This is a genomic window from Mycobacterium sp. NPDC006124, assembly GCF_040614235.1.
Taxonomy (GTDB): Bacteria; Actinomycetota; Actinomycetes; order Mycobacteriales; family Mycobacteriaceae; genus Mycobacterium.
Map to the genome: position 1 here is coordinate 137,441 of NZ_JBEXUA010000008.1, position 22,595 is coordinate 160,035.

Annotated in this window: 21 protein-coding genes; 6 read left to right on the top strand and 15 right to left on the bottom strand. The window is 69.0% G+C overall.

What is annotated here, in order from left to right; genetic code table 11:
• Window positions 1-53: 53 nt before the first annotated feature.
• Window positions 54-2,078, top strand: coding sequence for a M13 family metallopeptidase (locus tag ABZ195_RS17930; RefSeq protein WP_355220044.1), 2,025 nt, complete (start codon window positions 54-56; stop codon window positions 2,076-2,078).
• Window positions 2,079-2,136: 58 nt separating this feature from the next.
• Here ABZ195_RS17930 and ABZ195_RS17935 read toward each other — a convergent pair whose 3' ends face one another.
• The 4 genes from ABZ195_RS17935 to ABZ195_RS17950 form a co-directional block, all read right to left on the bottom strand.
• Entirely contained in the window at window positions 2,137-3,177 is a 1,041-nt protein-coding gene (locus tag ABZ195_RS17935) for a L,D-transpeptidase (RefSeq protein WP_355220046.1), read from the bottom strand.
• Window positions 3,178-3,337: 160 nt separating this feature from the next.
• Entirely contained in the window at window positions 3,338-3,832 is a 495-nt protein-coding gene (locus tag ABZ195_RS17940) for a hypothetical protein (RefSeq protein ID WP_355220048.1), read from the bottom strand.
• 112 nt (window positions 3,833-3,944) lie between these two features.
• A complete protein-coding gene (locus tag ABZ195_RS17945) occupies window positions 3,945-4,268 on the bottom strand; it encodes a metal-sensitive transcriptional regulator (protein WP_355220050.1) in 324 nt (107 codons plus the stop codon).
• Window positions 4,265-4,873 (bottom strand): DUF305 domain-containing protein, encoded by a 609-nt coding sequence (locus tag ABZ195_RS17950; RefSeq protein WP_355220052.1) that lies wholly within the window; start codon window positions 4,871-4,873, stop codon window positions 4,265-4,267. The genes ABZ195_RS17945 and ABZ195_RS17950 overlap by 4 nt, the downstream gene beginning before the upstream one ends.
• 79 nt (window positions 4,874-4,952) lie before the next feature.
• Here ABZ195_RS17950 and ilvD point away from each other — a divergent pair, with 79 nt between their 5' ends.
• Entirely contained in the window at window positions 4,953-6,692 is a 1,740-nt protein-coding gene (gene ilvD / locus ABZ195_RS17955; protein WP_355220054.1) for a dihydroxy-acid dehydratase, read from the top strand.
• On the opposite strand, the gene ABZ195_RS17960 is transcribed toward ilvD, so the two are convergent.
• The 5 genes from ABZ195_RS17960 to ABZ195_RS17980 all read right to left on the bottom strand — a co-directional run bounded on the left by ABZ195_RS17960 (window position 6,689) and on the right by ABZ195_RS17980 (window position 12,244).
• On the bottom strand, window positions 6,689-7,948 hold the full coding sequence (locus ABZ195_RS17960; RefSeq protein WP_355220056.1) for an HNH endonuclease signature motif containing protein: 1,260 nt from the start codon (window positions 7,946-7,948) through the stop codon (window positions 6,689-6,691). The two genes, ilvD and ABZ195_RS17960, sit on opposite strands and share 4 nt — an antisense overlap.
• A gap of 28 nt (window positions 7,949-7,976) precedes the next feature.
• On the bottom strand, window positions 7,977-9,455 hold the full coding sequence (locus tag ABZ195_RS17965) for an FGGY-family carbohydrate kinase (protein WP_355220058.1): 1,479 nt from the start codon (window positions 9,453-9,455) through the stop codon (window positions 7,977-7,979).
• A 98-nt stretch (window positions 9,456-9,553) separates the two neighbouring features.
• Window positions 9,554-10,297, bottom strand: coding sequence for an SDR family oxidoreductase (locus ABZ195_RS17970; RefSeq protein ID WP_355220060.1), 744 nt, complete (start codon window positions 10,295-10,297; stop codon window positions 9,554-9,556).
• Between the two features lie 143 nt (window positions 10,298-10,440).
• Complete coding sequence (locus ABZ195_RS17975) at window positions 10,441-11,397, bottom strand: electron transfer flavoprotein subunit alpha/FixB family protein (protein WP_355220062.1); 957 nt, start codon at window positions 11,395-11,397, stop codon at window positions 10,441-10,443.
• Between the two features lie 52 nt (window positions 11,398-11,449).
• Window positions 11,450-12,244 (bottom strand): electron transfer flavoprotein subunit beta/FixA family protein, encoded by a 795-nt coding sequence (locus tag ABZ195_RS17980; protein ID WP_355220064.1) that lies wholly within the window; start codon window positions 12,242-12,244, stop codon window positions 11,450-11,452.
• 205 nt (window positions 12,245-12,449) lie between these two features.
• On the opposite strand from ABZ195_RS17980, the gene ABZ195_RS17985 reads away from it, so the two are divergent.
• The 3 genes from ABZ195_RS17985 to ABZ195_RS17995 are packed head-to-tail and all read left to right on the top strand — an operon-like array spanning window position 12,450 to window position 16,046.
• On the top strand, window positions 12,450-13,247 hold the full coding sequence (locus tag ABZ195_RS17985; RefSeq protein WP_355220065.1) for a class I SAM-dependent methyltransferase: 798 nt from the start codon (window positions 12,450-12,452) through the stop codon (window positions 13,245-13,247).
• Window positions 13,244-14,809, top strand: coding sequence for a glycoside hydrolase family 57 protein (locus ABZ195_RS17990; RefSeq protein WP_355220067.1), 1,566 nt, complete (start codon window positions 13,244-13,246; stop codon window positions 14,807-14,809). Before ABZ195_RS17985 ends, ABZ195_RS17990 begins: the two co-directional genes overlap by 4 nt.
• A gap of 10 nt (window positions 14,810-14,819) precedes the next feature.
• Entirely contained in the window at window positions 14,820-16,046 is a 1,227-nt protein-coding gene (locus tag ABZ195_RS17995) for a glycosyltransferase family 4 protein (protein WP_355220069.1), read from the top strand.
• Window positions 16,047-16,055: 9 nt separating this feature from the next.
• On the opposite strand, the gene ABZ195_RS18000 is transcribed toward ABZ195_RS17995, so the two are convergent.
• On the bottom strand, window positions 16,056-16,793 hold the full coding sequence (locus ABZ195_RS18000) for an acyltransferase (protein ID WP_355220071.1): 738 nt from the start codon (window positions 16,791-16,793) through the stop codon (window positions 16,056-16,058).
• A 136-nt stretch (window positions 16,794-16,929) separates the two neighbouring features.
• On the opposite strand from ABZ195_RS18000, the gene ABZ195_RS18005 reads away from it, so the two are divergent.
• The gene (locus ABZ195_RS18005; protein ID WP_355220073.1) at window positions 16,930-18,198 is read left to right on the top strand and encodes a PQQ-binding-like beta-propeller repeat protein; all 1,269 of its coding nucleotides are present in this window, start codon (window positions 16,930-16,932) and stop codon (window positions 18,196-18,198) included.
• 1 nt (window position 18,199) lies between these two features.
• On the opposite strand, the gene ABZ195_RS18010 is transcribed toward ABZ195_RS18005, so the two are convergent.
• From ABZ195_RS18010 to ABZ195_RS18030, 5 genes are all read right to left on the bottom strand, one after another.
• The gene (locus tag ABZ195_RS18010) at window positions 18,200-18,916 is read right to left on the bottom strand and encodes an esterase (RefSeq protein WP_355220074.1); all 717 of its coding nucleotides are present in this window, start codon (window positions 18,914-18,916) and stop codon (window positions 18,200-18,202) included.
• A 62-nt stretch (window positions 18,917-18,978) separates the two neighbouring features.
• Entirely contained in the window at window positions 18,979-20,232 is a 1,254-nt protein-coding gene (locus ABZ195_RS18015; RefSeq protein ID WP_355220076.1) for a class I SAM-dependent methyltransferase, read from the bottom strand.
• The gene (locus ABZ195_RS18020) at window positions 20,166-21,134 is read right to left on the bottom strand and encodes a class I SAM-dependent methyltransferase (protein ID WP_355220078.1); all 969 of its coding nucleotides are present in this window, start codon (window positions 21,132-21,134) and stop codon (window positions 20,166-20,168) included. The genes ABZ195_RS18015 and ABZ195_RS18020 overlap by 67 nt, the downstream gene beginning before the upstream one ends.
• Window positions 21,135-21,144: 10 nt before the next feature.
• Window positions 21,145-21,801, bottom strand: coding sequence for an enoyl-CoA hydratase-related protein (locus ABZ195_RS18025; protein ID WP_355220080.1), 657 nt, complete (start codon window positions 21,799-21,801; stop codon window positions 21,145-21,147).
• Window positions 21,798-22,589: an NUDIX hydrolase gene (locus ABZ195_RS18030; protein WP_355220342.1), complete on the bottom strand. Its 792-nt coding sequence runs from the start codon at window positions 22,587-22,589 to the stop codon at window positions 21,798-21,800. The genes ABZ195_RS18025 and ABZ195_RS18030 overlap by 4 nt, the downstream gene beginning before the upstream one ends.
• Window positions 22,590-22,595 lie beyond the last annotated feature (6 nt).

The following is a 22,595-nucleotide window of genomic DNA, read 5'->3' on the forward strand; positions in this document are numbered from 1 at the left end:
GGCCGTGAGGGTACCCGGCCCCCCGCGGCGGCCGCGGCTGGCAGGATGGTCGGGTGACGTTAGAAGCTACCCACTCCGGTATCGACCTGTCCTTCGTCGACGACGACACCCGACCCCAAGACGATCTGTTCGGCCACGTCAACGGCCGCTGGTTGACCGACTACGACATCCCCGCCGACCGCGCCACCGACGGCGCCTTCCGCCTGCTCGCCGACCGCGCCGAGGAGCAAGTCCGCGATCTGATCGTCGAGGCCAGCCAATCGGATCCGCAGCCGGGCACCGACGAGCAACGCGTCGGCGACCTCTACGGCAGCTTCATGGACACCGACACCGTCGCCCGGGTCGGCGTCCAGCCGCTGCGCGACGAGCTCGCGACGATCGACGAGGCGGCCGACCGCACTGCCCTCGCGGCGATCCTCGGCGGATTCCAGCGCACCGGCGTCGGCGGCGGCACCGGCCTCTACGTCGACACCGACTCCAAGGACTCGACGCGCTACCTGCTGCATCTGTCGCAGTCCGGTCTCGGCCTGCCCGACGAGTCGTACTACCGCGACGCCCAGCACGCGGAGATCCTGGCGGCCTACCCCCGCCACATCACGCGAATGCTGGCGCTCGCCCTCGGCGAGGAGCCCCAGCCCAACGAGTGGGAGGCCACGGCCGCCCGAATCGTGGCCCTGGAGACCAAGATCGCCGCCGCCCACTGGGACGTCGTGAAGCGCCGCGACGCCGACCTGACCTACAACTTGCGCACCATCGACGACCTCGTCGCCGAGGCGCCGGGGTTCGACTGGCAGGGGTGGATCACCGCGATCGGCACGACCCCGGAAGCCGCGGCCGAGGTCGTCGTCCGTCAGCCCGACGCACTGACGGCGTTCGCCGCACTCTGGGCCGATCTCGACTTCGAGGACTGGAAGTGGTGGCTGCGTTGGCGGTTGATCAGCGGACGCTCGGCGATGCTGACCGACGACCTGATCGAGGAGAACTTCGACTTCTACGGTCGCACCCTCAGTGGCACCCAGGAGATCCGCGACCGCTGGAAGCGTGGCGTCGCACTGGTCGAGAACCTGATGGGTGACGCGGTTGGAAAGCTGTACGTGGAACGGCACTTCCCGCCCGGCGCGAAGGCACGGATGGACGAGTTGGTCGACAACCTGCGTGAGGCGTACCGCGTCAGCATCAACGACCTCGAGTGGATGACGCCGGAGACGCGCGAGCGCGCCCTGGCCAAGCTGGACAAGTTCACCCCCAAGATCGGCTATCCGGTGCGGTGGCGCGACTACCCGGATCTGGTGATCGACCGGGCCGACCTCTACGGAAACTACAAGCGCGGCAACGCCGCCGGCTACGACCGTGAACTGGCCAAGCTCGGTGGTCCGGTCGACCGGGACGAGTGGTTCATGACGCCGCAGACGGTCAACGCCTACTACAACCCGGGCATGAACGAGATCGTGTTCCCCGCGGCGATCCTGCAGCCGCCGTTCTTCGACGCCGAGGCCGACGACGCTGCCAACTACGGCGGTATCGGCGCGGTGATCGGCCACGAGATCGGCCATGGCTTCGACGACCAGGGCGCCAAGTACGACGGGGACGGCAACCTCGTCGACTGGTGGACCGACGCCGACCGCAGCGAATTCGGTTCACGCACAGAGGCGTTGATCGCCCAGTACGAGAAGTACGTGCCGCGCCAGCTCAGCGGTGAGCAACACGTGAACGGCGCCTTCACCGTCGGTGAGAACATCGGCGACCTCGGTGGGCTGTCGATCGCACTGCTGGCCTACGAGCTGTCGCTGGGCGGCAAGGACGGCGGGCAGGAGCGCAGCCGGGGATTCGATCGAGCCCCGGTCATCGACGGGCTGACGGGCGTCCAGCGGGTCTTCTACGGCTGGGCGCAGGTGTGGCGCACCAAGTCCCGCGACGCAGAGGCCATCCGGCGGCTCGCGATCGACCCGCACTCGCCGCCGGAGTTCCGGTGCAACGGCATCGTCCGCAACCTCGACGCGTTCTACGACGCATTCGAGGTGGCCGAATCCGACGAGCTGTACCTCGATCCCGCTCAGCGCGTGCACATCTGGAACTAGAGCTCCTCGAACGACGAACGGCCGCCCCAAGGGGCGGCCGTTCTCGTAGGCGCTAGTCCTACATCTGCCAATCCTGCGCGCCGTCGTTCTGGCTGTAGGTGCCGACGGAGTTCTTCACGACGATGGGATCGCCGCTGCCGAAGTTGTCGAAGAACCACTGGGCATTGGCCGCGCTGAGGTTGATGCAGCCGTGGCTGACGTTGCGCTTGCCCTGGTCGGCCACCGACCACGGTGCACTGTGGACGAAGTTGCCGCTGTTGTCGATGCGGACCGCGTTCTGCACCGTGAGCTTGTAGCCCTGAGCCGACGTGTTGTCCACGCCGTAGGTGGCGGAGTCCATCACGATGCTCGGGAACTTCTCCAGCACGTAGTAGGTGCCGTTCGGGGTGTCGTGACCGGTCTTGCCCATCGACACCGGGAAGGTCTTCTCCAGCGTGCCGTTGCGGACGACCTGCATCTGGTGGGTGTTGTTGTCCACCGTCGCGACGAGCGACTCACCGGTACGGAAGCTGGACTTGGCACCGCCTGCGTCGATGTTGACCGTCGTGTTGGCCGGCCAGAAGTCGATCGGACGCCAGCGCAGCTGGGTGTCGCTGAGCCAGTAGAACTTGCCCGGCACCGCCGGGACCGACGACACGTGCACGGCGGCCTGGGCCATCTGGCGGTCGGCGATCGGCCGCGCGAAGTTGATGGCGATCGGCTTGGCCACGCCGACCATCGACCCGTTGCTCGGGTTGAACGACGGCGGCGCGAACACCGGAGGCCCGACGTAGGGCGTCGGGTCCTGCCCGGCCGGGGTGCCCTCGGGAATCACCGTCGGCTGTGGCGCGGGGGCAGCCAACGGGTTGAACGGTGCGGGAGCGTTCGGATCGGCCGGCGGCGGGAAGCCGAAGGGCATCGGCGCCGGGGGCGGCACGTCCCCGAACGGGGGTGGTGCCGGCTGTTCGACGGGCTGCGAGTCGATGGCCGCCGGATCGGGGCTGACCTCGGGGTCTGCCCAGGCAGCAGGGCTGCCGATGATGGATCCGCCGACCAGGCCGGCGGCAATGACGGCAGTGGCGAACCGCGTCGTCGTTCGCTTGAACGTTCCTTGGCGCATGCGCCACCTCCAATACACAAGTGATTCCAGTGTCGCACAGCGCGGAGACCAGGTATTTACCGTCGCGCCGGCCCACCATCGGCCAACACCCCGTTGAAACGGCATTGACCTGCTAATTATTCGGCTCTGCCGCCGGTTTCGTTACTTTCACCGCACCTGGTCATCGGGACCGCAGTGCCCGCTGGGCGTGCGGCCAGAACGGCAAACCGGTGACGAACAGTCCCCCACCTGCGATGACGCCGACCGCCACGTCGACGCTCTTGCGGCCGTCCCTGGCCCAGTAGACGTCCTTCAAGTCCAGCAGCAGGGCCAGTTCGTCGACGATGAGGGCCGTCGCCGAGCCATAGGCGACCGCCGTGGCGGGGTGACGGCGATGGCGCTCCTCGCCTCGAAGACCGATGCCGCCCACCACGCCGAGCAGCGCGATGCCGATGTTGTAGTGATGAAAGTGATTGCCGCCGAGACTGATTCCACCGCCGGATGGTCCGTGGCCGTCTCTGATCCAATGCGTGAGCGCGCGCAGTCCGATGAACGTCGTGGTGAACGACGCCCACGACACCACCACTGACTGTTGGGGCGGATCGAGACGCTGATGCCACTCGTCGCGCACGCGCGACCACCGGTTCTTCTGCGTGGACTGCGTCGAAGCGGTCATCGGGCCCTTTCGTGGGCGCGGCACTGCGCCCCCTTCGCTCGACGCTAACCGTGTTCGCGCGTCGCCCCGCTGGGCTTCGACTGTGAGTGGTCTGCCGATTCGTGGTCGCGGCTCAGGACTTCACCAGGCGGGCGATGGCCGCCGAAGCCTCGGCGAGCTTCTTCTCCGCCTCGTCACCACCCTCGGCGACCGCATGGCTCACGCAGTGGCCCAGGTGTTCGTCGAGAAGACCCAGGGCAACCGATCGCAGGGCACTGTTGACGGCGCTGATCTGGGTGAGGATGTCGATGCAGTACTTGTCGTCCTCGATCATCTTCGCGACGCCGCGCACCTGGCCCTCGATGCGTCGCAGCCGCTTGGCGTAGTTCTCCTTGTGCGGCGAATACCCATGTGGGACGTCGTCGTCGACGTCGCGCCCTGCGTCGGCCTCGGTCATGCCTGGCCCACCATCTTCTTCATCTGGTCGATCTCGGCCTGCTGGGCAGTGACGATCTGGGTGGCCAGCTTCTTCGCATCGACGTTGGCGCCCTCGGCGATCTCGGTGTTGGCCATCTTGATGGCGCCCTCGTGGTGACCGATCATCGAGCGCAACCACAGGTCGTCGAAGTCGGCGCCCTTCAAGGTCTCGAGCTTCGTCATCGTCGCGTCGTCGACCATGCCGTCCATGGCGCCCATGTCGTGGCCGTCGTGAGCGCCGCCGGCGTCGTTCCCGCCGGTCCACTGGGCCAGCCACGCCTTCATGGTGTCGATCTCCGGGCCCTGCGCCGCGGAGATGTCGGCGGCCAGCTTGATCACCGCCGGGTTGGTCGAACGCTGGGGCACCATGCTCGACATCCGAACCGCCTGCTCGTGGTGCGGGATCATCCCGGTCACGAAGGTGACGTCAGCGGCGTTGTTCGTCGTCGACGCATCCGCGGCGGCCGCCGAGCTGGATTCGCCGCCGTGCTCGTGGTCGGTGTGGCCGTCGGAGGCCGGACTGGTACACGAGGACAGGAAGAGGGCGGTGACGGCGGCGGCCACCAAGGCGAGCAGTGATCTCATGGGTTCCACCGTACCGGATACCCCGGAGGGGTATCGGAAATGGTTTGGTCGACGAACGACCCGGAGGCATACTTGACCGATGCCCTCAGCGCCCTCTGATCCTGCCGGCTCCACCAGCTCCACCAGCACATCGCCTGATATCAAGCCCCGCAGCCGCGACGTCACCGACGGCCTGGAGAAGACCGCCGCCCGCGGTATGTTGCGCGCGGTCGGCATGGGCGACGACGACTGGGTCAAGCCCCAAATCGGCGTCGGGTCGTCGTGGAACGAGATCACGCCGTGCAACATGTCGCTGCAACGGCTGGCGCAGTCGGCCAAGGCCGGCGTCCACGCGGCGGGCGGCTACCCGCTGGAGTTCGGCACCATCTCGGTGTCCGACGGAATTTCGATGGGCCACGCCGGCATGCACTTCTCGCTGGTGTCCCGCGAGGTCATCGCCGACAGCGTCGAGACCGTCGTGCAGGCCGAGCGTCTCGACGGCACCGTGCTGCTGGCCGGTTGCGACAAGTCGATCCCCGGCATGCTGATGGCCGCCGCTCGACTCAACCTGGCGAGCGTCTTCTTCTACAACGGCTCGATCATGCCCGGCGTCGCCAAGATGACCGACGGCACCGAACGCGAGGTCACGATCATCGACGCGTTCGAGGCCGTCGGCGCCTGTGCCCGCGGGCTGATGTCACGCGAGGACGTGGACATCATCGAGCGCGCGATCTGTCCGGGCGAGGGCGCCTGCGGTGGCATGTTCACCGCCAACACCATGGCCTCCGCCGCGGAGGCGCTGGGCATGTCGCTGCCGGGCAGCGCCTCACCGGTGGCCATCGACAAACGCCGCGACGACTATGCCCGCCAGTCCGGCGAGGCCGTGGTCGAGATGCTGCGGCGCGGCATCACCACCAGCGACATCCTGACCCTGGAAGCCTTCGAGAACGCCATCGCCGTGGTGATGGCGTTCGGTGGTTCCACCAACGCCGTGCTGCACCTGCTGGCGATCGCGTGGGAGGCCGGGGTGAAGTTGACGCTCGCGGACTTCACGCGCATCGGGCAGAAGGTGCCGCACCTCGCCGACGTCAAGCCCTTCGGCCGCCACGTCATGAAGCACGTCGACGAGATCGGTGGCGTGCCCGTCGTCATGAAGGCACTGCTGGACAACGGTCTGCTGCACGGGGATTGCCTCACCGTCACCGGTCGGACGATGGCCGAGAACCTCGCGCACATCGAGCCGCCGGATCCCGACGGCAAGGTGCTGCGCGCGATGAACAACCCCATTCACCCGACCGGTGGCATCACGATCCTGCACGGCTCGCTGGCCCCAGAGGGCGCCGTGGTGAAGTCGGCGGGCTTCGACTCCGACGTGTTCCAGGGCACCGCACGGGTCTTCGAGCGGGAACGCGCGGCGCTCGACGCGCTCGAGGACGGCACCATCACCCACGGCGACGTCGTCGTCATCCGCTATGAGGGCCCCAAGGGTGGTCCCGGCATGCGCGAGATGCTCGCGATCACCGGGGCGATCAAGGGCGCCGGGCTCGGCAAGGACGTGCTGTTGATGACCGACGGCCGGTTCTCCGGCGGTACGACGGGCCTGTGCGTCGGGCACATCGCACCCGAGGCGGTCGACGGCGGCCCGATCGCCTTCGTGCGCGACGGTGACGAGATCCGCCTGGACGTGGGCAAGGGCACGCTCGATCTGCTGGTCGACGACGACGAACTCGCCTCGCGCAAAGCGGGTTTCGAGCCGTTGCCCCCCGTCTACACGAGCGGCGTGCTGGCCAAGTACACCAAGCTGGTCGGCTCGGCGGCCGTCGGCGCGGTCTGCAGCTAGTTGGTCGACGGCCGACCTTCGGGGTCGTAGGGGTCGTACCACCACCAGTCGGCGTGTTCGCCGAGTGGGCCGGTGCAGGGTGGCACGTCCGGCGGGGGTGTGGTGGGTGGTCTCGCCAGGGACGCCGCGGTCAGGACTGCCCCGTCGGTGTCGGTGACGACGAGGTGGGTGGCGGTGCCGCTGATGGTGATGCCCCCGCGGTGATGCAGCCGGTGGTGAAACGGGCACAGCAGCACCAGGTTGTCCGGATCGGTGGGGCCACCGTCCTCCCAATGGGTGATGTGGTGGGCGTGCAGTCCGCGGGTGGCCCCGCATCCGGGGACCACGCAGCAGCGGTCGCGGTACTCGAGCACCCGGCGCAGGCGGCGGCTGATGGTGCGGGTGGCCCGGCCGGAGCCGATGACCCGTCCGTCGCGTGCGAACCAGGCTTCGCAGGTGGCGTCGCAGAGCAGGTATCGGCGGTCGGCGTCGGAGAGGACAGGCCCAAGATGCAGGGCGGCTGAGTGGTTCTCGAGGTCGAGGTGCACCACCACCGTGGTGTGCTGCCCGTGCGGGCGACGGGTCGCTTCAGCGTCCCACCCGGCCTCCACCACGCTCATGAACGCGTCCACGGTGGTCGGGAACGGCGCTGCGAGCTCCGACCCGGTGTCGTCGTCGCCGCCGTCCTCGCGGGCGGCCTTCCAGTCGTTGATCAACGCGTCGTGGTGTGAGGCCAACCCCGCGTCGAGCTTGGCGGCCTCCACCTTCGGCAGTCGGATCCGCCAGGTCGTGTGAGTGGCGGTCTCGGTCCGGGTGATCGAGCGGTCCGGTTGGTATTTCGCCTTCGGGTCGGGCCGGGGTTCCAGCGCGATGGCGGTCCGCAACTGGGTCACCGTCGCGACCGACGCCAGGGCGGCGTAGTGCTCATCGGAGCCCTGCCCGGCGCGTTCGGCGATCACCCCGACCTGATCCACCGAGAGTCGACCTTCGCGCAGGCCGGCGGTGCAGTGGGGAAACTCCGGTGCGCGTTCGGCGATGGTGGTGATGGTCTGCGCGTTGTGCGGGGACATGCCGGTGCGCCAGGCCACCAGCGCCGAGATCGACGTGCAGCCGGTGTTGCCCCAGAGTCGGTCGCCGTCGATCTCGGCGACGATGTCCACGATCCGGCCGTCGATCGCGTTGCGCTGCCCGGTCAGCTCCGCCAACTCCTCGAACAACACCTCCAACCGGTCCTGGGGACTGAGCTCAGTCACCAAAGGCGTTGCGGTCGTGGACATGAACCCATTCTAGAAGGGGGGTCCGACATCACCGGTCGAGTCGGCCCAGCCCGTGCATCAGATCCCGGGTCACCGGGTACGACTCGCGCCAGATGCCGTACAACTCGTCGTACAGCGCGCGATGGTCGGGATTGGGTGTGATCTCGTGGCTGATCGTGGCCCAGTCCGTCTGCGGTGCAACGAGTTCCACGCCGATGGCGGCCATCAGCGCACCGCCATAGCTGGCACCGATACCCTGCTCGGCGACCAGCTGCGGACGACCGGTGATGTCGCTGACCGCCTGCGCCCACAGCGGGCTGCGCAGCCCGCCCCCGACGGCGACGGTCCGGCGTCCGGTGTGCGCGTCGTCGAACATCTCGAGGATCTGGCGGATACCGAAACCAATGCCCTCGTAGGCCGCTCGGAACAGATGCCCCCGGCCATGCCGCAGGGTCAATCCGGCGAAGAGACCACGGGCGCTGGGATCGAACACGGGGGTCCGCTCCCCCGCGAGGTACGGCAACGCGATCAGCCCCTCGCAACCGGCGGGAACCGCCGATGCCTCGGCAGTCAACTCCTCGAAGGTCGCTCCGCCGGTGATGGATTGCAACCAGCCGATCATGCTGCCCGCCGTCGACGTGCCCGCCGCCAAGGCCAGCGAACCGCGCTCGACCCCGGCGGTGGTCCACAAGGCGGGATCGCTGTGGTACTCGTCGATGATCTGCACCAGGAACATCGTCGACCCGTACATCAGCATCTGGTCACCGGGATTGCGTACACCCACCGAGAACGCCTCGGCGTAGGCGTCGACCGTCCCGGCCACCACCGGGGTGCCGAGCGGGACGCCGGTCTGCGCGGCCGCCTCGGCGTGCACGTGCCCGACGACCTCCTGAGGCCACACCAGCCGGGGCATCGGCAGGTGTCCACAGATGCGCTTGGCCCAGTCGTCGTTCCACTCGAAGCTACGAGTCGCGTACAGCGGATCGCATTGACTGGCGGTGTGGTGGTCGACCGCGTATTCGCCGGTCAGCTTGGCGGTGATGAACGAATTCGACCCGAACCACCCCGTGGCGCGGGCGAAGACCTCTGGCTCGTGTCGCCGCACCCATTCCAGCTTGGGGCCCACCGCCTGGCTCGACAGCTTGGTCCCGGCCCGGTCGAGGATGGCCTCGGCACCAAATTCCTTTGTCAGAGAATCGATTTCGGCGGTAGCCCTGGTGTCGACGCCGTAGAGGATGGCCGGCCGCAGCGGGGTGAGGCCGTCGTCGCAGAGCACCAGACACGGACCCACTCCGCTGACGCACATCCCCGCCACCGTCGACCCGCTCGGCACCTCGCCCACGAGCCGGGTGCTGATCTCGCACACCTCGCGCCACCAGGTGCCTTCGGCGTCGACCTCGGCCCAACCCGGCCGCGGCAGACTCATCGAATGCGGGATCGACGCCGACGCCAGCACCACTCCCGCGGCGTCGACCAGAACGCCCTTGGTGCTTCCGGTGCCCATGTCGATTCCGAGAAGCAAGTCCACGGCGCAACCCTACGTGGGCGCCGAACCGTCAGTCCCGCGAGCGCGGCACCCGTCGGTCCGGTCGACGGCATCCGACTAGCGGATGACGTCACCGCTACTCATCGTGACGCAGCCGCGGGCTCGAAACGGGTGGGCGCCAGCGTCGCCCCGTCCCCGGTGACCAGACTGTCCCGCTCGACACGAGTGCCGAAGTACGTGGCCGACGGGTCGACGATGACCGGGGTGTCGGCGCCCCGGCTGGCCAGCACGATGCGGGCCAGATCGGCGAAGGAGATCTTGTCCGGGCCGCCGAGGTCGAGCGTCCCGTCCAGGGGCGCCGAGACCGCGGCGCGGGTGACTGCGGCCGCGACGTCGGCCACCGCGATCGGCTGGATGAGCGCGTCGGGTGCGCGCACCTCGCCGTCGACGACCAGTGATCCGGTGATGGCCTCGGCGAACTCCTGGAACTGCGTCGCCCGGACGATCGTGTAGGGCAGCCCCGACTCGACGATCGTCTTCTCCTGCACCACCTTGGCTCTCATGTACCCGCTGTCGGGTAGGCCGTCCACGCCGACGATCGACAGGGCGACGTAGTGCCCGATGCCCGTCTCCCTCGCGGCGGTGACCAGATTGGCCGACGAGGCGGTGAAGAACGCCATCACCGCCTCGTCCTCGAAGGACGGCGAGTTGACCACGTCGACCAGCACGTGCGCGCCAGTCGACGCCTCGGTCAGGCCGGCTCCGGTGAGCACGTCGGCACCGTTCTCGCGCGACGCCGCGACGACGTCGTGCCCGTCGGCGCGCAGCAGGCGCACCACCTGCGAACCGACCTGACCGGTTGCTCCGATGACTGTGATCCTCATGACGAACCCCTTCCTCGCTGTGACCACTCGACTCTCGCACCCGACGACGTACGTTCGAGCCCTGGAGAGTCCGTAGTCCCGACGACGAAAGACCCCGGCACACCGCGTGGTGTGCCGGGGTCTCGCGTCGTACGAAGGGTGGATCAGCCCTTGCGAGCCTTGACCGCGTCGGTCAGCTGCGGGGTGACCTTGAACAGGTCGCCCACGATGCCGTAGTCGGCGATCTCGAAGATCGGCGCTTCCTCGTCCTTGTTCACCGCGACGATGGTCTTCGAGGTCTGCATGCCGGCCCGGTGCTGGATGGCACCGGAGATGCCGAGCGCCAGGTACAGCTGCGGCGAGACCGTCTTGCCGGTCTGCCCAACCTGGAACTGGCCCTCGTAGAAGCCGGAGTCGACGGCCGCACGGGAGGCGCCCACGGCACCTCCGAAGGCGTCCGCGAGTTCCTCGACGATGCCGAAGTTCTCCCGGCTGCCGACGCCGCGACCGCCGGCAACGACGATCTTGGCCTCACTGAGCTCGGGCCGCGCGCTCTTCTGAGCCGGCTGCTTCGAGGTGATCTTGGTGGCGTTCTCCGCGGGTGCGGGCACCTCGACGGTGACCACTTCACCGGCACCGTCGGCGGGCTCGGCCTCGACGGCACCCGGGCGCAGCGCGAGGACGGGTCCGTCGCCCTCGGCCTTGGCCTCGGTGGTGTAGGCGCCACCGAAGATGGAGTGCACGCCGATGGGGCCCTCCTTGATGCCGACCAGGTCGATGAGCACGCCGGAGCCGGTCTCGGCCGCGACGCGTCCGGCGATTTCCTTGCCCTCGGCGCTGGCGACGACCACGACGGCCACCGGCGACGCCGACTCGACCAGCGAGTTCAGGACGTCGACCTTGGGCGTGACCAGGTACTGCTCGACCAGGTCGGATTCGGCGACGTAGATCTTCGCTGCGCCCAGCGCCTTGAGCGCATCGGTCAGCTTGTCAGCGGTGCCCGGCGCGCCGATCACCACGGCCGACGGCTCGCCGAGCGCACGCGCTGCGGTGATGAGCTCCCCGGTGACGTTCTTCAGATTTCCTTCAGCGTGCTCGACGAGCACGAGTACTTCAGCCATTGGTTCTCGATCGCTCTCTAGGAGATGTGGGTCTGGGACGGGTCGACGACGCTCAGAGGAGCTTCTGGGCGACCAGGTAGTCGGCGATCTGCTTGCCACCCTCGCCCTCGTCGGTGACCTTCTCGCCTGCGGTCTTCGGCGGCTTCGGGGTCGCCGAGACGATGGTCGACCCGGCGTACTGGCCGCCGACCTCGTCGCCCTCGACGCCGATCCCGGCCAGGGTCAGCGTCTCGACGGGCTTCTTCTTGGCCGCCATGATGCCCTTGAACGAGGGGAAGCGGGCGTCGTCGACGATCTTCTCGCTGATGCTGACGATCGCGGGAAGCGTCGCCTCCAGGCCGAAGATGCCGTCGTCGGTCTCGCGCTCGCCGGTGATCTTGCCGTCGGCGATGTCGACGCTGCGCATCGACGTCAGCTGCGGCAGACCCAGGAACTGGGCGAGGATCGCGGGAACCGCGCCACCGACGCCGTCGCTGGTCTCGTTGCCGGCGATGACCACGCCGATGTCCTCGATCTGCCCGAGCGACCGCGCCAGCGCCCACGACGTCTGGACGATGTCGGAGCCGTGCAGGCCGTCGTCGACGAGGTGGTAGGCGGAGTCGGCGCCCATGGACAGCGCCCGGCGGATCGCCGTCTCGGCACTGGCCGGGCCCGCGGTCAGCACGACCACGTTGTAGTCGGTGTCGGCGTGCTTCTCCTTGAGTTGCAACGCGACCTCTACGGCCTTCTCGTTGATCTCGTCCAGCACCGGATCGCTGCCGGCCCGGTCCAGGGTCCAGTCACCGTCGGTGAGATGGCGATCCTCGTAATCAGGAACCTGTTTGATCAGGACCACGATGTTCGTCATAGGTGTGGTTCGTCCTCCTCGATGAGGCCGCAAGCAGCCTGCCCATATCACGATTCATGCGGCAAACAACGGTTACCAGTCAGTAACTTGATGTGGTCCGCACTGACACCATAGCTGGTCTTGTCTAACCTTCTGCCCCTCCCACCGGCTTATGAACCTTGCGAACCCGTGACAATCGCCATAGCTGGGTTAGCCTGCGTTGGCAATGAGCGCATTTACCCACTCCGAGCCGTCCGACGCCGTCCTCTCCAGCGAGGACGGCCTGCCCCTGACCGGTGAGCGCACCGTTCCCGGGCTGGCCGAGGAGAACTACTGGTTTCGCCGTCACGAGGTGGTCTACCAGCGGCTGCTGGAGCGGTGCGCGAACCGCGTGGTGCTGGAGGCCGGCTCCGGGGAGGGTTACGGCGCCGATCTGATCGCCGGAGTCGCCCGCCATGTCATCGGCCTGGACTACGACGACTCAGCCGTGGCCCACGTCCGGGCTCGCTACCCCCGGGTCGACATGCGCCAGGGCAACCTGGCCGAACTGCCACTCGAGGACGACGCCGTCGACGTCGTGGTCAACTTCCAGGTCATCGAGCACCTGTGGGATCAGGGTCAGTTCGTCGACGAGTGCGCCCGCGTGCTGCGCCCGTCGGGGGTACTGCTGATGTCGACGCCCAACCGCATCACGTTCTCCCCGGGCCGCGACACCCCGGTGAACCCGTTTCACACCCGCGAACTGGACGCCGCCGAGCTCACCGAGTTGCTCACCGATTCCGGCTTCCGCGTCGAGGCCATGCTCGGGGTGTTCCACGGCGCACACCTCGCCGAGTTGGACGCACGGCATGGCGGCTCGATCATCGACGCGCAGATCGCCAGGGCCGTCGCCGGAACGCCGTGGCCGGCCGACCTGCTGGCCGACGTCGCCTCCGTGCGGACCGACGACTTCGACCTGCTCGACGCCGGCGAGCGAGCCATCGACGAGAGCTTGGACCTGGTGGCCATCGCGGTGCGGCCGTGAGCGAGGCTCCGGATCCGGTCCCGGGGCTCTTCACCCTGGTGTTGCACACCCACCTGCCGTGGTTGGCTCATCACGGTCGGTGGCCGGTGGGAGAGGAATGGCTCTACCAGTCGTGGGCCACCGCCTACCTTCCTCTGACGCGCGTCTTGCGCCGGCTGTCCGACGAGGGCCGTGGCCACCTGCTCACCCTCGGCGTCACGCCCGTGGTGGCCGCCCAGCTCGACGATCCGTACAGCCTCACCGGCATGCACAGCTGGCTCGCGAACTGGCAGCTTCGCGGCCAGGAGGCCGCGGTACGTCGCAGCACCGGAGGTAGCGGCTACTGTGCTCCGGACGCGCTGCGCGCGTTCGGTATTCGCGAATACGAGGAAGCGGGGCTGGCGCTCGAGGACTTCTCCTCGCATTGGCGCCACGGCGGCAGCCCGGTACTACGACAGCTGATCGACGCCGACGCGATCGAACTGCTCGGCGGTCCGCTCGCACACCCGTTCCAGCCACTGTTGCACCCGCGCCTGCGCGAGTTCGCCCTCCGCGAGGGGCTCGCCGACGCCGGCCAGCGCTTCGCCCACGTCCCCCGCGGCATCTGGGCGCCCGAGTGCGCCTACGCACCCGGACTGGAGCGCGACTACGCCGCCGCCGGCGTCTCGCACTTCATGGTCGACGGTCCGACCCTGCACGGCGACACCGCCTTGGGCCGGCCCGTCGCCGACACCGACGTCGTCGCCTTCGGCCGAGACCTCGTGGTGAGTTACCGCGTCTGGTCCCCGAAGTCGGGCTACCCGGGTCACGCCGCGTATCGGGACTTCCACACCTACGACCACCTCACCGGGCTCAAGCCGGCCCGCGTCACCGGGCGAGCGGTGCCGTCGCAGGACAAGGCCGCCTACGAACCGGACCGTGCCGCCCATGCCGTCGACGTGCACGTCGCGGACTTCGTCGACGCCGTCCGGCGCCGGCTGGCGTCGGAATCCGAGCGCATCGGACGGCCCGCACACGTGGTGGCGGCCTTCGACACCGAACTCTTCGGCCACTGGTGGCACGAGGGCCCGGCGTGGCTCGAGGGTGTTCTGCGCGCCCTGCCCGAGGCCGGGGTACGCGTCGGCACCCTGTCCGACGCGGTCGAGGGCGGATTCGTCGGCGCTCCGGTCGAATTACCGCCCAGCTCTTGGGGTTCGGGCAAGGATTGGCAGGTGTGGAACGGTGAGCAGGTGAGCGATCTGGTGCGCTTGAACGCCGAGGTCGTCGACACCGCGCTGGCGGCGGTGGACAAGGCGCTGACCCAACATGCGGCCGTGGGCGTGCCCACCCCGCGCGACGTGGTCGCCGACCAGATCCTTCGGGAGGCCCTGCTCACCGTCTCCAGCGACTGGCCCTTCATGGTCAGCAAGGACACCGCCGCCGAATACGCGCGCTACCGTGCGCATCTCCACGCCCACGCCACCCGCGAGATCGCCGACGCGCTCGCCGCGGGTCGCCGCGAACACGCCGAACGCCTTGCGGCTGACTGGAATCGCGCCGACGGGCTGTTCGGCGCCCTCGACGCCCGGCGACTGCCACGATGAGCCGACGTCCGTGAAGGTCCTCCTGGTGTCGTGGGAGTACCCGCCGGTGGTCATCGGCGGCCTGGGCCGCCACGTCCACCATCTCGCCACGGCCCTGGCCGAGGCGGGTCACGACGTCGTCGTCCTCAGCAGACGTCCCTTTGGCACCGACCCCAGCACCCACCCCACGGGTGACGAGGTCAGCGAGGGCGTGCGCGTCGTCGCCGCGGCGGAGGATCCGCACGAGTTCGACTTCGCCACGGACATGATGGCCTGGACGCTGGCCATGGGGCACGCCATGATTCGGGCCGGGCTGACGCTGGGCTGGCGTCCCGACGTCGTGCACGCGCACGACTGGCTGGTCGCGCATCCGGCGATCGCGCTCGCCGAGCACTTCGACGTACCGCTGGTCTCGACGATCCACGCCACCGAGGCGGGCCGGCATTCGGGATGGGTCTCGGGCCGGATCAGCCGCCAGGTGCACGCCGTGGAGGGCTGGCTGGCACGCGAATCCGATTCCCTCATCACGTGTTCGGCGTCGATGGGCGATGAGATCACTGCGCTGTTCGGCCCCGGGTTGTCCGAGTCGCGGGTCATCCGCAACGGGATCGACGCGGCCCTGTGGCCCTTCGCGCGACGCCGGTCACGCCGCGGCCCGGCACGGCTGCTCTACCTCGGTCGCCTCGAATACGAGAAGGGCGTGCACGACGTCATCGCGGCGATGCCCCGCATCCGCCGCACCCACCCCGGCACGACGCTGACCATCGCCGGCGACGGCACCCAGCAGGAGTGGCTGCAGGAGCAGGCGCGAAAGCACAAGGTGCTCAAGGCTGTCGAGTTCGTCGGTCGCGTCGACCACGAGCAGCTGGTCGCATTACTGCACGACTGCGACGCCGCCGTGCTCCCGAGCCACTACGAGCCGTTCGGCATCGTCGCCCTCGAGGCGGCCGCGACCGGCGCCCCGCTGGTGACCTCCAACGTCGGCGGGCTCGGGGAGGCGGTGCTCGACGGTGAGACGGGACGGTCCTTCCCGCCGCGCGACGTGGCCGCCCTGGCCGCCGCGGTCCGCGCGGTGCTCGACGATCCGGCCGAAGCGCAGCGGCACGCCGTAGCGGCCCGCCAGCGCCTGGACTCGGCGTTCGACTGGCACACCGTGGCCACCGAGACCGCGCAGGTCTACCTGGCCGCGAAACGCCGTGAGCGCGAACCACATCGGCGGGCCGTCATCGTCGAACAAGCCCTCCCCGACCGGGGTTGACCGGACCGGTCAGCGGGCCGCCTTCTTGCGTTCGATGTCGGCCAACGCCGCCGCCAGTTCGGCGCGCTGCGCCGCTGAGGTCTCCCACGCGAGCTTGCGGTTCTTGACCACCTTCGCAGGTGCTCCCACTGCAATGGAGAAGTCCGGGATCTCCCCCTTGACCACCGCATGAGACCCGAGGACGCACCCGCGACCGACCGACGTCCCGCGCAGCACCGTCACCTTGGTCGCCACCCAGGTGTCGGGTCCGATCCGCACCGGCGCCTTGACGATGCCCTGGTCCTTGATCGGCAGCTCGATGCTGTCCATCCGGTGGTCGAAGTCGCAGATGTAGCACCAGTCGGCCATCAGCACCGAGTCGCCCAACTCGATGTCGAGGTAGGTGTTGATCACGTTGTCGCGTCCCAGCACCACCTTGTCGCCGATGCGCAGGGAGCCTTCGTGGCACCGGATCGTGTTCTTGTCGCCGATGTGCACCCACCGGCCGATCTCCATGTAGGAGAGCTCCGGGGTCGCCTGAATCTCGACGCCCTTGCCGAGGAACACCATGCCGCGGGTGACGATGTGGGGGTTGGCGAGCTTGAACTTCAGCAGTCGGACGTACCGCACCAGATACCAGGGTGAGTAGGCCTTGTTCGCGAGAACCCAGCGCAACGAATCCCTGGTGAGGAACTTGGCCTGCCGCGGGTCACGCAGCCTCGAGCCCCGCCAGCGCTTGTGAATCGGAGCGCCCCACATCGTGGTCATGGCGGCACAGCCTACTTGAGCGCCGCGTCCCGGCCGCCGGCTCCGGCTCGCCGCGTAGCTCCGCGGGCGAGGTTCCGCGCGGGCTCTCCGATAGTCTCGGGACTCGATGTCTGCTCCTGGAATGACCGTGCGCCGGATGGCAGCCGTCGCGGCCGCGGTACTCGCGACGCTCGTGACGAGTTCGTGCGGCAACACCGACTCGTGGGTGCAGGCCCATCCCGCCGAGGGATGGTCGGCGCAGTACGGCGACGCGGCGAACAGCAGCTTCGCCCCCGTCGAGGGCGCCCGCACGCTGCGCCTGGATTGGATCCGTTCGGTCAAGGGCCAGGTCGAGTCACAGGTGGCCCTGAGCTCCGGTGAGTACCTCGCCGTCAACGCGCAGTCCGCGGGAGGCTGCTCACTGATGGTGTGGGAGAACGACAACAGGGCCCGGCAACGCTGGTGCAGCCGGTTGTGGCAGGGCGGCGGCATCTCCAGTCCGCTGTTCGACGGCTTCGACAACCTCTACGTCGGTCAGCCCGGCGCCATCCTGTCCTTCCCGCCCACGCAGTGGATCCGCTGGCGCAATCCGGTGATCGGTTTGCCGCAGACGCCGCGGCTGCTGTCCCCCGGCGAGCTCCTGGTGGTGACGCACCTCGGTCAGGTGCTGGTCTACGACGCGCACCGCGGCAGCGTCGTCGGGACGGCACTGGACCTCGTGGAGGGCGTGGACCCGAAGGACTCCGAGCGCGGTCTCGCCGACTGCCAATTGGGCAGGCCACGGTGTCCGGTGGCAGCCGCACCGGCGTTCTCCTCGGCGACCGACGTCGTGGTGACCTCGCTGTGGCAACCCGACGCTCCCGGCCCGGAACTGGTCGGCCTGCGGTACCGCCCGGGTCAGACACCGTTGCTGTCTCGGGACTGGACCAGCACGGCGGTGGGCGGCGGCCCGCTGAACAGCCCGGTGCTCTCCGCCGACGGCGCCACGGTCTACGTCAACGGTCGCGACGGGCACCTCTGGGCGCTCAACACCGCCGACGGCACCCCGAAGTGGTCCTTCGACCTCGGCTTTCAACCGCAGACTCCCCCGTCGGTGTCACCGCAGGGCCTCGTCGTCTCGGGCGGCGGTCCGGACACCAGGCTGGTGGCGGTCAAGGACGGCGGCGACCACGCCGAGCGGTCGTGGCGTCGCGACGACGTCGAACCGCTGTCGACCTCGAGCCTCACCGGCCCGGCCGCCTACACGGTGGCGCGCGCCGGCGACGGCATGGCGCTGGTGGTGTTCGACCCCGCCGACGGGCACACGCTCAACAGCTACCCGCTGCCCGGGGCCACGGGGTATCCGGTCGGGGTGTCGATCGGCCACGACCGCCGCGTGGTGACCGCCACCAGCGACGGGCGCGTCTTCGGCTTCGCGCCCAGCTGAGTCAGGCCAACATCGCGGCGACGGGGCCGCGCGGGATGGCGACCTGCAGCGCCCCGGCGGCCTCGGGCAAGACGTCGCCCTGGCTGAAGAAGAAGATCAGCGAGTCGTCGGTGACGGCGAAGTTCTCGTACTTCGAGGGATCGAGACCGTCACCAGGCTCGATCGTCACGTGCTGGCCCAGCTGCTTGTCCACCTCGGCCTGCACCAGCGGCAGGATCACGGGGAACGGCGCCGCGCCGGGTTTGAACAGGGTGTCGATCGTGATCGGTCTGCGCTGGTCGAGGTCCCAGTTGAAGGCCTTGTAGAACGTGGTGGGATGCGCGCCGCCCACACCCTGATAGGTCTTGAAGACCACGCTGCGGGTCTTGCGGGGCGGGACGGTCGAGGCGTACTCGGTCGAGGTGGTGTCCAGCTCGTAGGGCATCAGCCGCAAGTCGGGCATCTGCGCGACGTTGACGAATCCGTCGCGGGTCTGCTGGACGTAGTCGAACACCGCCTGGGCGTCCGGATAGTCGACGGGATAGTCGAGGTGAAGGGAGTAGCCAGGGTTGGTGGCCTGAATCTGACAGATCTGGTTCGCGTCGACGACACCGTTGAGGTCACTGCACTTGGGTGCCGGTGGGGGCGGCAGCGGTGGTGCTGCGCCGACCGACCCGATGCTCGACCATCCGAGCACGGCGACCGCCGAGACCGCCAACGCCAGCGAGGACATGCGCATCTATCGAGAACCCTCCATCGATGTGCGGCACCGGCGCCGCCGACGCCACACTACCCGCGGGTTCAGCGAGACGGTCGGCACAGGTAGACCACCGCCCGGCTCGCGCTGCCGGTTCCGATTCGGGTGATCACCAGCGACAAGCGCTCAGAACCCCGCAGGCGCAACCGGGTCCGCAACTCGTCGGGGTCGACCGAGACGCCTCGGACGAGGATCTCGAGGGCGCCGACGTTACGTGCCGAGAGTTCTTGGCGCAGAGTTCGTTCGGAGAGCCCCGATTCGGCGATCACCTCGAAGCCCCGCACGCCGGAGGGCAGCTGGTCTCCGGAGAGGTAGGCGATCGCGCCGTCGAGTTGCCACAGCCCGTGCCGCGCACCGTAGTGGCGCACCAGACCTGCCCTCACCACGGCGCCGTCGGGGTCGACGATCCAGCGGCCCGGCGCGGCGACGTGGCAGTCGTCGGGATCGGCGTCGGTGACCTCCTCGGCCCGGTCCAGGATGGTGGCCCGCCGAGTCACCCCGGGCGTCGTCAGTCCCGGAGACCAGAGGCACGCCTCGCGAACCCCGCCGCCCAACGAGGTCACCTCGATCTCCCCGGTGAAGCCGAGCCCACCGAGCTGATCGAAATCGATTCCGGGCGCGCACTTCACGACCAGGTCGCGGTCGGCGTAGACGGCCAGCAATTCGTCGAGTGCCGGGGTGTAGTCGCGCGGGTCGAACGTGCGCCGTCCGCCGCGTCGCCGGGCCGGATCGGCGACGACGGTGGTGTCACGGGTGACGGGGGCGAGCGCATCGGCGCGGCACAGCAACGCCTGCGCGCCGTCACCGCCCACGTTGTGCCGGGCCATGGCGATGCGCACCTCGTCGAGATCGCTGCCGAAGACGGGCTCGGCGCGACCGGACAGTGCCGCGAGTTCGGTTCCCACCGAGCAGGTTACGTCGTGCACGGCGCGGCCGGTGAGACGGTCGGCTCGGTGTGCGGCGACCGCGGCGGCGGTGGCCTGCTCGAGCGCGTCGGAGGTGAACAGCCACCTGCCGGCGTCGGGAAACTTGGCCGCCGCCTTGCGGCGCAGCAGCGCGGTCTCGACCAGGACCGCCGTCCGATCGCCGAAACGTGCACGTGCGGAGGCGATGTCGGAGACCTGGCTGGCGCCCGTCAACGCCAGCGCGTCGACCTCGGCTAGTGCTGCGATGCCCTCGGCACCGCCGAGGTAGGCGACGTCCTCGACGGTGAAGTTCAGTCCGCCACCCTTCAGGAGGGCTTGACCCCGGTGACCATCACGTTGTAGAACCAGCCCTTCGGCACGACGTGGCGCCACACGTTGGAGTCGACCCAACTCAGCGACGTCCAGCTCTTGAAGGCAAACTTCGCCCAGCCCCACCCCAATCGGCCCGGCGGCACCGATGCCTCGAACGTGCGGATCGGCCAGCCGAGCATCGCCGCGGTGAATTCCTCGCTGGCGGTGCGGACCTCGACGGCGCCCGCGTTGACGGCCATCCGCTCCAGGTCACCCGGCTCGAAGGTGTGGAGGTCGACGATTGCCTCCAGCGCCGCCGCGCGCGAGGACTCGTCGAGCTCCTCCTGAGGGCGACGCCAACCCTCCAGGCCCGGCAGCTTCGTGACGGTGGTGGCCACCCGCCAGGTCAGCGTCGACAGGTTGCGTGCGTACACGTTGCCCTTGGTGGTGGGCTCGCCGGCGAACACGAATCGCCCACCCGGCTTGAGCACCCGCACCACCTCGCGCAGCGAGAGCTCCACGTCGGGGATGTGGTGCAGTACCGCGTGGCCGACCACCAGGTCGAAGGTGTCGTCGTCGTAGGGAATGCCCTCGGCGTCGGCGACCTTGCCGTCGATGTCGAGGCCGAGCCCCTGGCCGTTGCGGACGGCCACCTTCACCATGCCCGGCGACAGGTCGGTGACCGAGCCTCGCCGGGCGACGCCCGACTGCACCAGGTTCAGCAGGAAGAAACCGGTGCCGCAGCCCAGCTCCAGGGCCCGGTCGTAGGGCAGTTCGCGTTGCAGCTCGTCGGGCACGATCGCGTCGAAGCGCCCGCGCGCGTAGTCGATGCAGCGCTGGTCATAGGAGATCGACCACTTGTCGTCGTAGGTCTCGGCTTCCCAGTCGTGGTACAGCACCTGCGCCAGCTTGGTGTCGTGGCGGGCCGCCTCGACTTCCTCGGCCGTGGCGTGCGGGTTCGGCTCGCGGTCGGTACTCGTCATGTAGGGCAGCCTAACGGCCGGGTGAACGCGGGCGAAACGCTGCCTTGGTCGCCGCCAGCGCCTCCGCCGGGACGTCGACGAATCGCCGCGCCCATGCGACTGCGGAGTCGTACACGTGGTCCGGTGCCACCAACTGGTCCACCAGCCCCAGCTCCAGGGCCTCGGCGGCGTGGGCGAAGCGTCCGCTGAACGCCAGTTCCTTGGCATTGGCGTCGCCGATCGCGCGAGCCAGTCGGTGCGCGTCGTCTGCGGACGGGGTCAGGCCCTCGTGGATCTGGGTGACGCCCCACTTCGCGTTGTCCCCCGCGATGCGCCAATCGGCGGCCAGAGCCAGTGTCACACCGCTGCCGAGGGCGTACCCGGTGACCGCGGCGACCGTCGGCTTCGGCATCTCGGCGACGGCGGCGACGGCCCGGACCGCGACTGCCTCGGCGGCAGCGGTCGCGGCGGCGGCCAGGGCGCGTGCCTCCGGCACGTCCACCCCTGCGCAGAACATCTCGTGGCCGCCGAAGACGACGACGGCCGCAACGTCACTGCGCTCACCGAGTTCGGTTGCCGTCGAGGCGATCTCACGACACATATGCCGGGTCAGGGTGTTGGTCGGGGGCCGCGACAGCAACAGGGTGCCGATGCCGTCGGTGACGTGGGCGCTGACGAACTCCCTCACGACTTGTCGTATCCGGCTGGCCCCCGCTGATTGCGTGCCGCGTTGTAGCGGTCGCTGTTGAAGAACTCGATCTCCCAGTTGCCGGTGTTCTCGTCGGCCGCCAGGTGGGGTTCGACGGTCTCGATCTGGCGTTGCACGGCGAGTACCTCGGCGACGGTGTGCCCGTTGAGGGAGTCCAGCTGGGTCCAGGTGGGCGGCAGCAGGAACGAGCGTCCGTGTGCGAAGTCGTCCAGACCCTCCTGCGGGGTCACCCACGCGGCCTGGTCGGTCTCGGTGTTCTCGCCGTCGGCGCGCTGACCCGCGGGCAGGGCCCCGACGAAGAAGTAGGTGTCGTAGCGGCGGGTGCGCTCCTCCTTTGGCGTCACCCAGTTCGCCCACGGCCGCAGCAGGTCGGCGCGGAGCACCAGGTTCTCGGTGCGCAGGAAGTCGGCGAAGGACAGCGAGTTGTTGGCCAGCGCGGCCCGCGCCTCGCCGTACACCGAGGCGTCGCCGACGATCTGGTCGGGATCGCCCGCCGGTCCTGCGAAGAGCACACCGGACTCCTCGAACGTCTCGCGGGCCGCAGCGCAGACCAGCGCCTCGGCGAGTTCCGGTTCGACGTGCAGGCGGTCGGCCCACCAGGACGGCTCCGGGCCGAACCAGGCGATGTCGGCCCCTCGGTCGCGTTCGTCGACTCCACCTCCGGGAAACACCATGACGCCGGCGACGAAGTCCATCTGCGAGTGACGGCGCATGAGGAAGACCTCGATGCCGCCGGCGTGGCCGCCGCGGCCGTCGCGGACGAGCATCACCGT

Coding starts and splice junctions, on each gene's coding strand:
- ABZ195_RS17935 (WP_355220046.1), bottom strand. CDS start 3,177: ATGCGCCAAGGAACGTTCAAGCGAACGACGACGCGGTTCGCCACTGCC.
- ABZ195_RS17940 (WP_355220048.1), bottom strand. CDS start 3,832: ATGACCGCTTCGACGCAGTCCACGCAGAAGAACCGGTGGTCGCGCGTG.
- ABZ195_RS17945 (WP_355220050.1), bottom strand. CDS start 4,268: ATGACCGAGGCCGACGCAGGGCGCGACGTCGACGACGACGTCCCACAT.
- ABZ195_RS17950 (WP_355220052.1), bottom strand. CDS start 4,873: ATGAGATCACTGCTCGCCTTGGTGGCCGCCGCCGTCACCGCCCTCTTC.
- ilvD (WP_355220054.1), top strand. CDS start 4,953: ATGCCCTCAGCGCCCTCTGATCCTGCCGGCTCCACCAGCTCCACCAGC.
- ABZ195_RS17960 (WP_355220056.1), bottom strand. CDS start 7,948: ATGTCCACGACCGCAACGCCTTTGGTGACTGAGCTCAGTCCCCAGGAC.
- ABZ195_RS17970 (WP_355220060.1), bottom strand. CDS start 10,297: ATGAGGATCACAGTCATCGGAGCAACCGGTCAGGTCGGTTCGCAGGTG.
- ABZ195_RS17975 (WP_355220062.1), bottom strand. CDS start 11,397: ATGGCTGAAGTACTCGTGCTCGTCGAGCACGCTGAAGGAAATCTGAAG.
- ABZ195_RS17980 (WP_355220064.1), bottom strand. CDS start 12,244: ATGACGAACATCGTGGTCCTGATCAAACAGGTTCCTGATTACGAGGAT.
- ABZ195_RS17985 (WP_355220065.1), top strand. CDS start 12,450: ATGAGCGCATTTACCCACTCCGAGCCGTCCGACGCCGTCCTCTCCAGC.
- ABZ195_RS18000 (WP_355220071.1), bottom strand. CDS start 16,793: ATGACCACGATGTGGGGCGCTCCGATTCACAAGCGCTGGCGGGGCTCG.
- ABZ195_RS18005 (WP_355220073.1), top strand. CDS start 16,930: ATGGCAGCCGTCGCGGCCGCGGTACTCGCGACGCTCGTGACGAGTTCG.
- ABZ195_RS18010 (WP_355220074.1), bottom strand. CDS start 18,916: ATGCGCATGTCCTCGCTGGCGTTGGCGGTCTCGGCGGTCGCCGTGCTC.
- ABZ195_RS18020 (WP_355220078.1), bottom strand. CDS start 21,134: ATGACGAGTACCGACCGCGAGCCGAACCCGCACGCCACGGCCGAGGAA.
- ABZ195_RS18030 (WP_355220342.1), bottom strand. CDS start 22,589: ATGCTCGTCCGCGACGGCCGCGGCGGCCACGCCGGCGGCATCGAGGTC.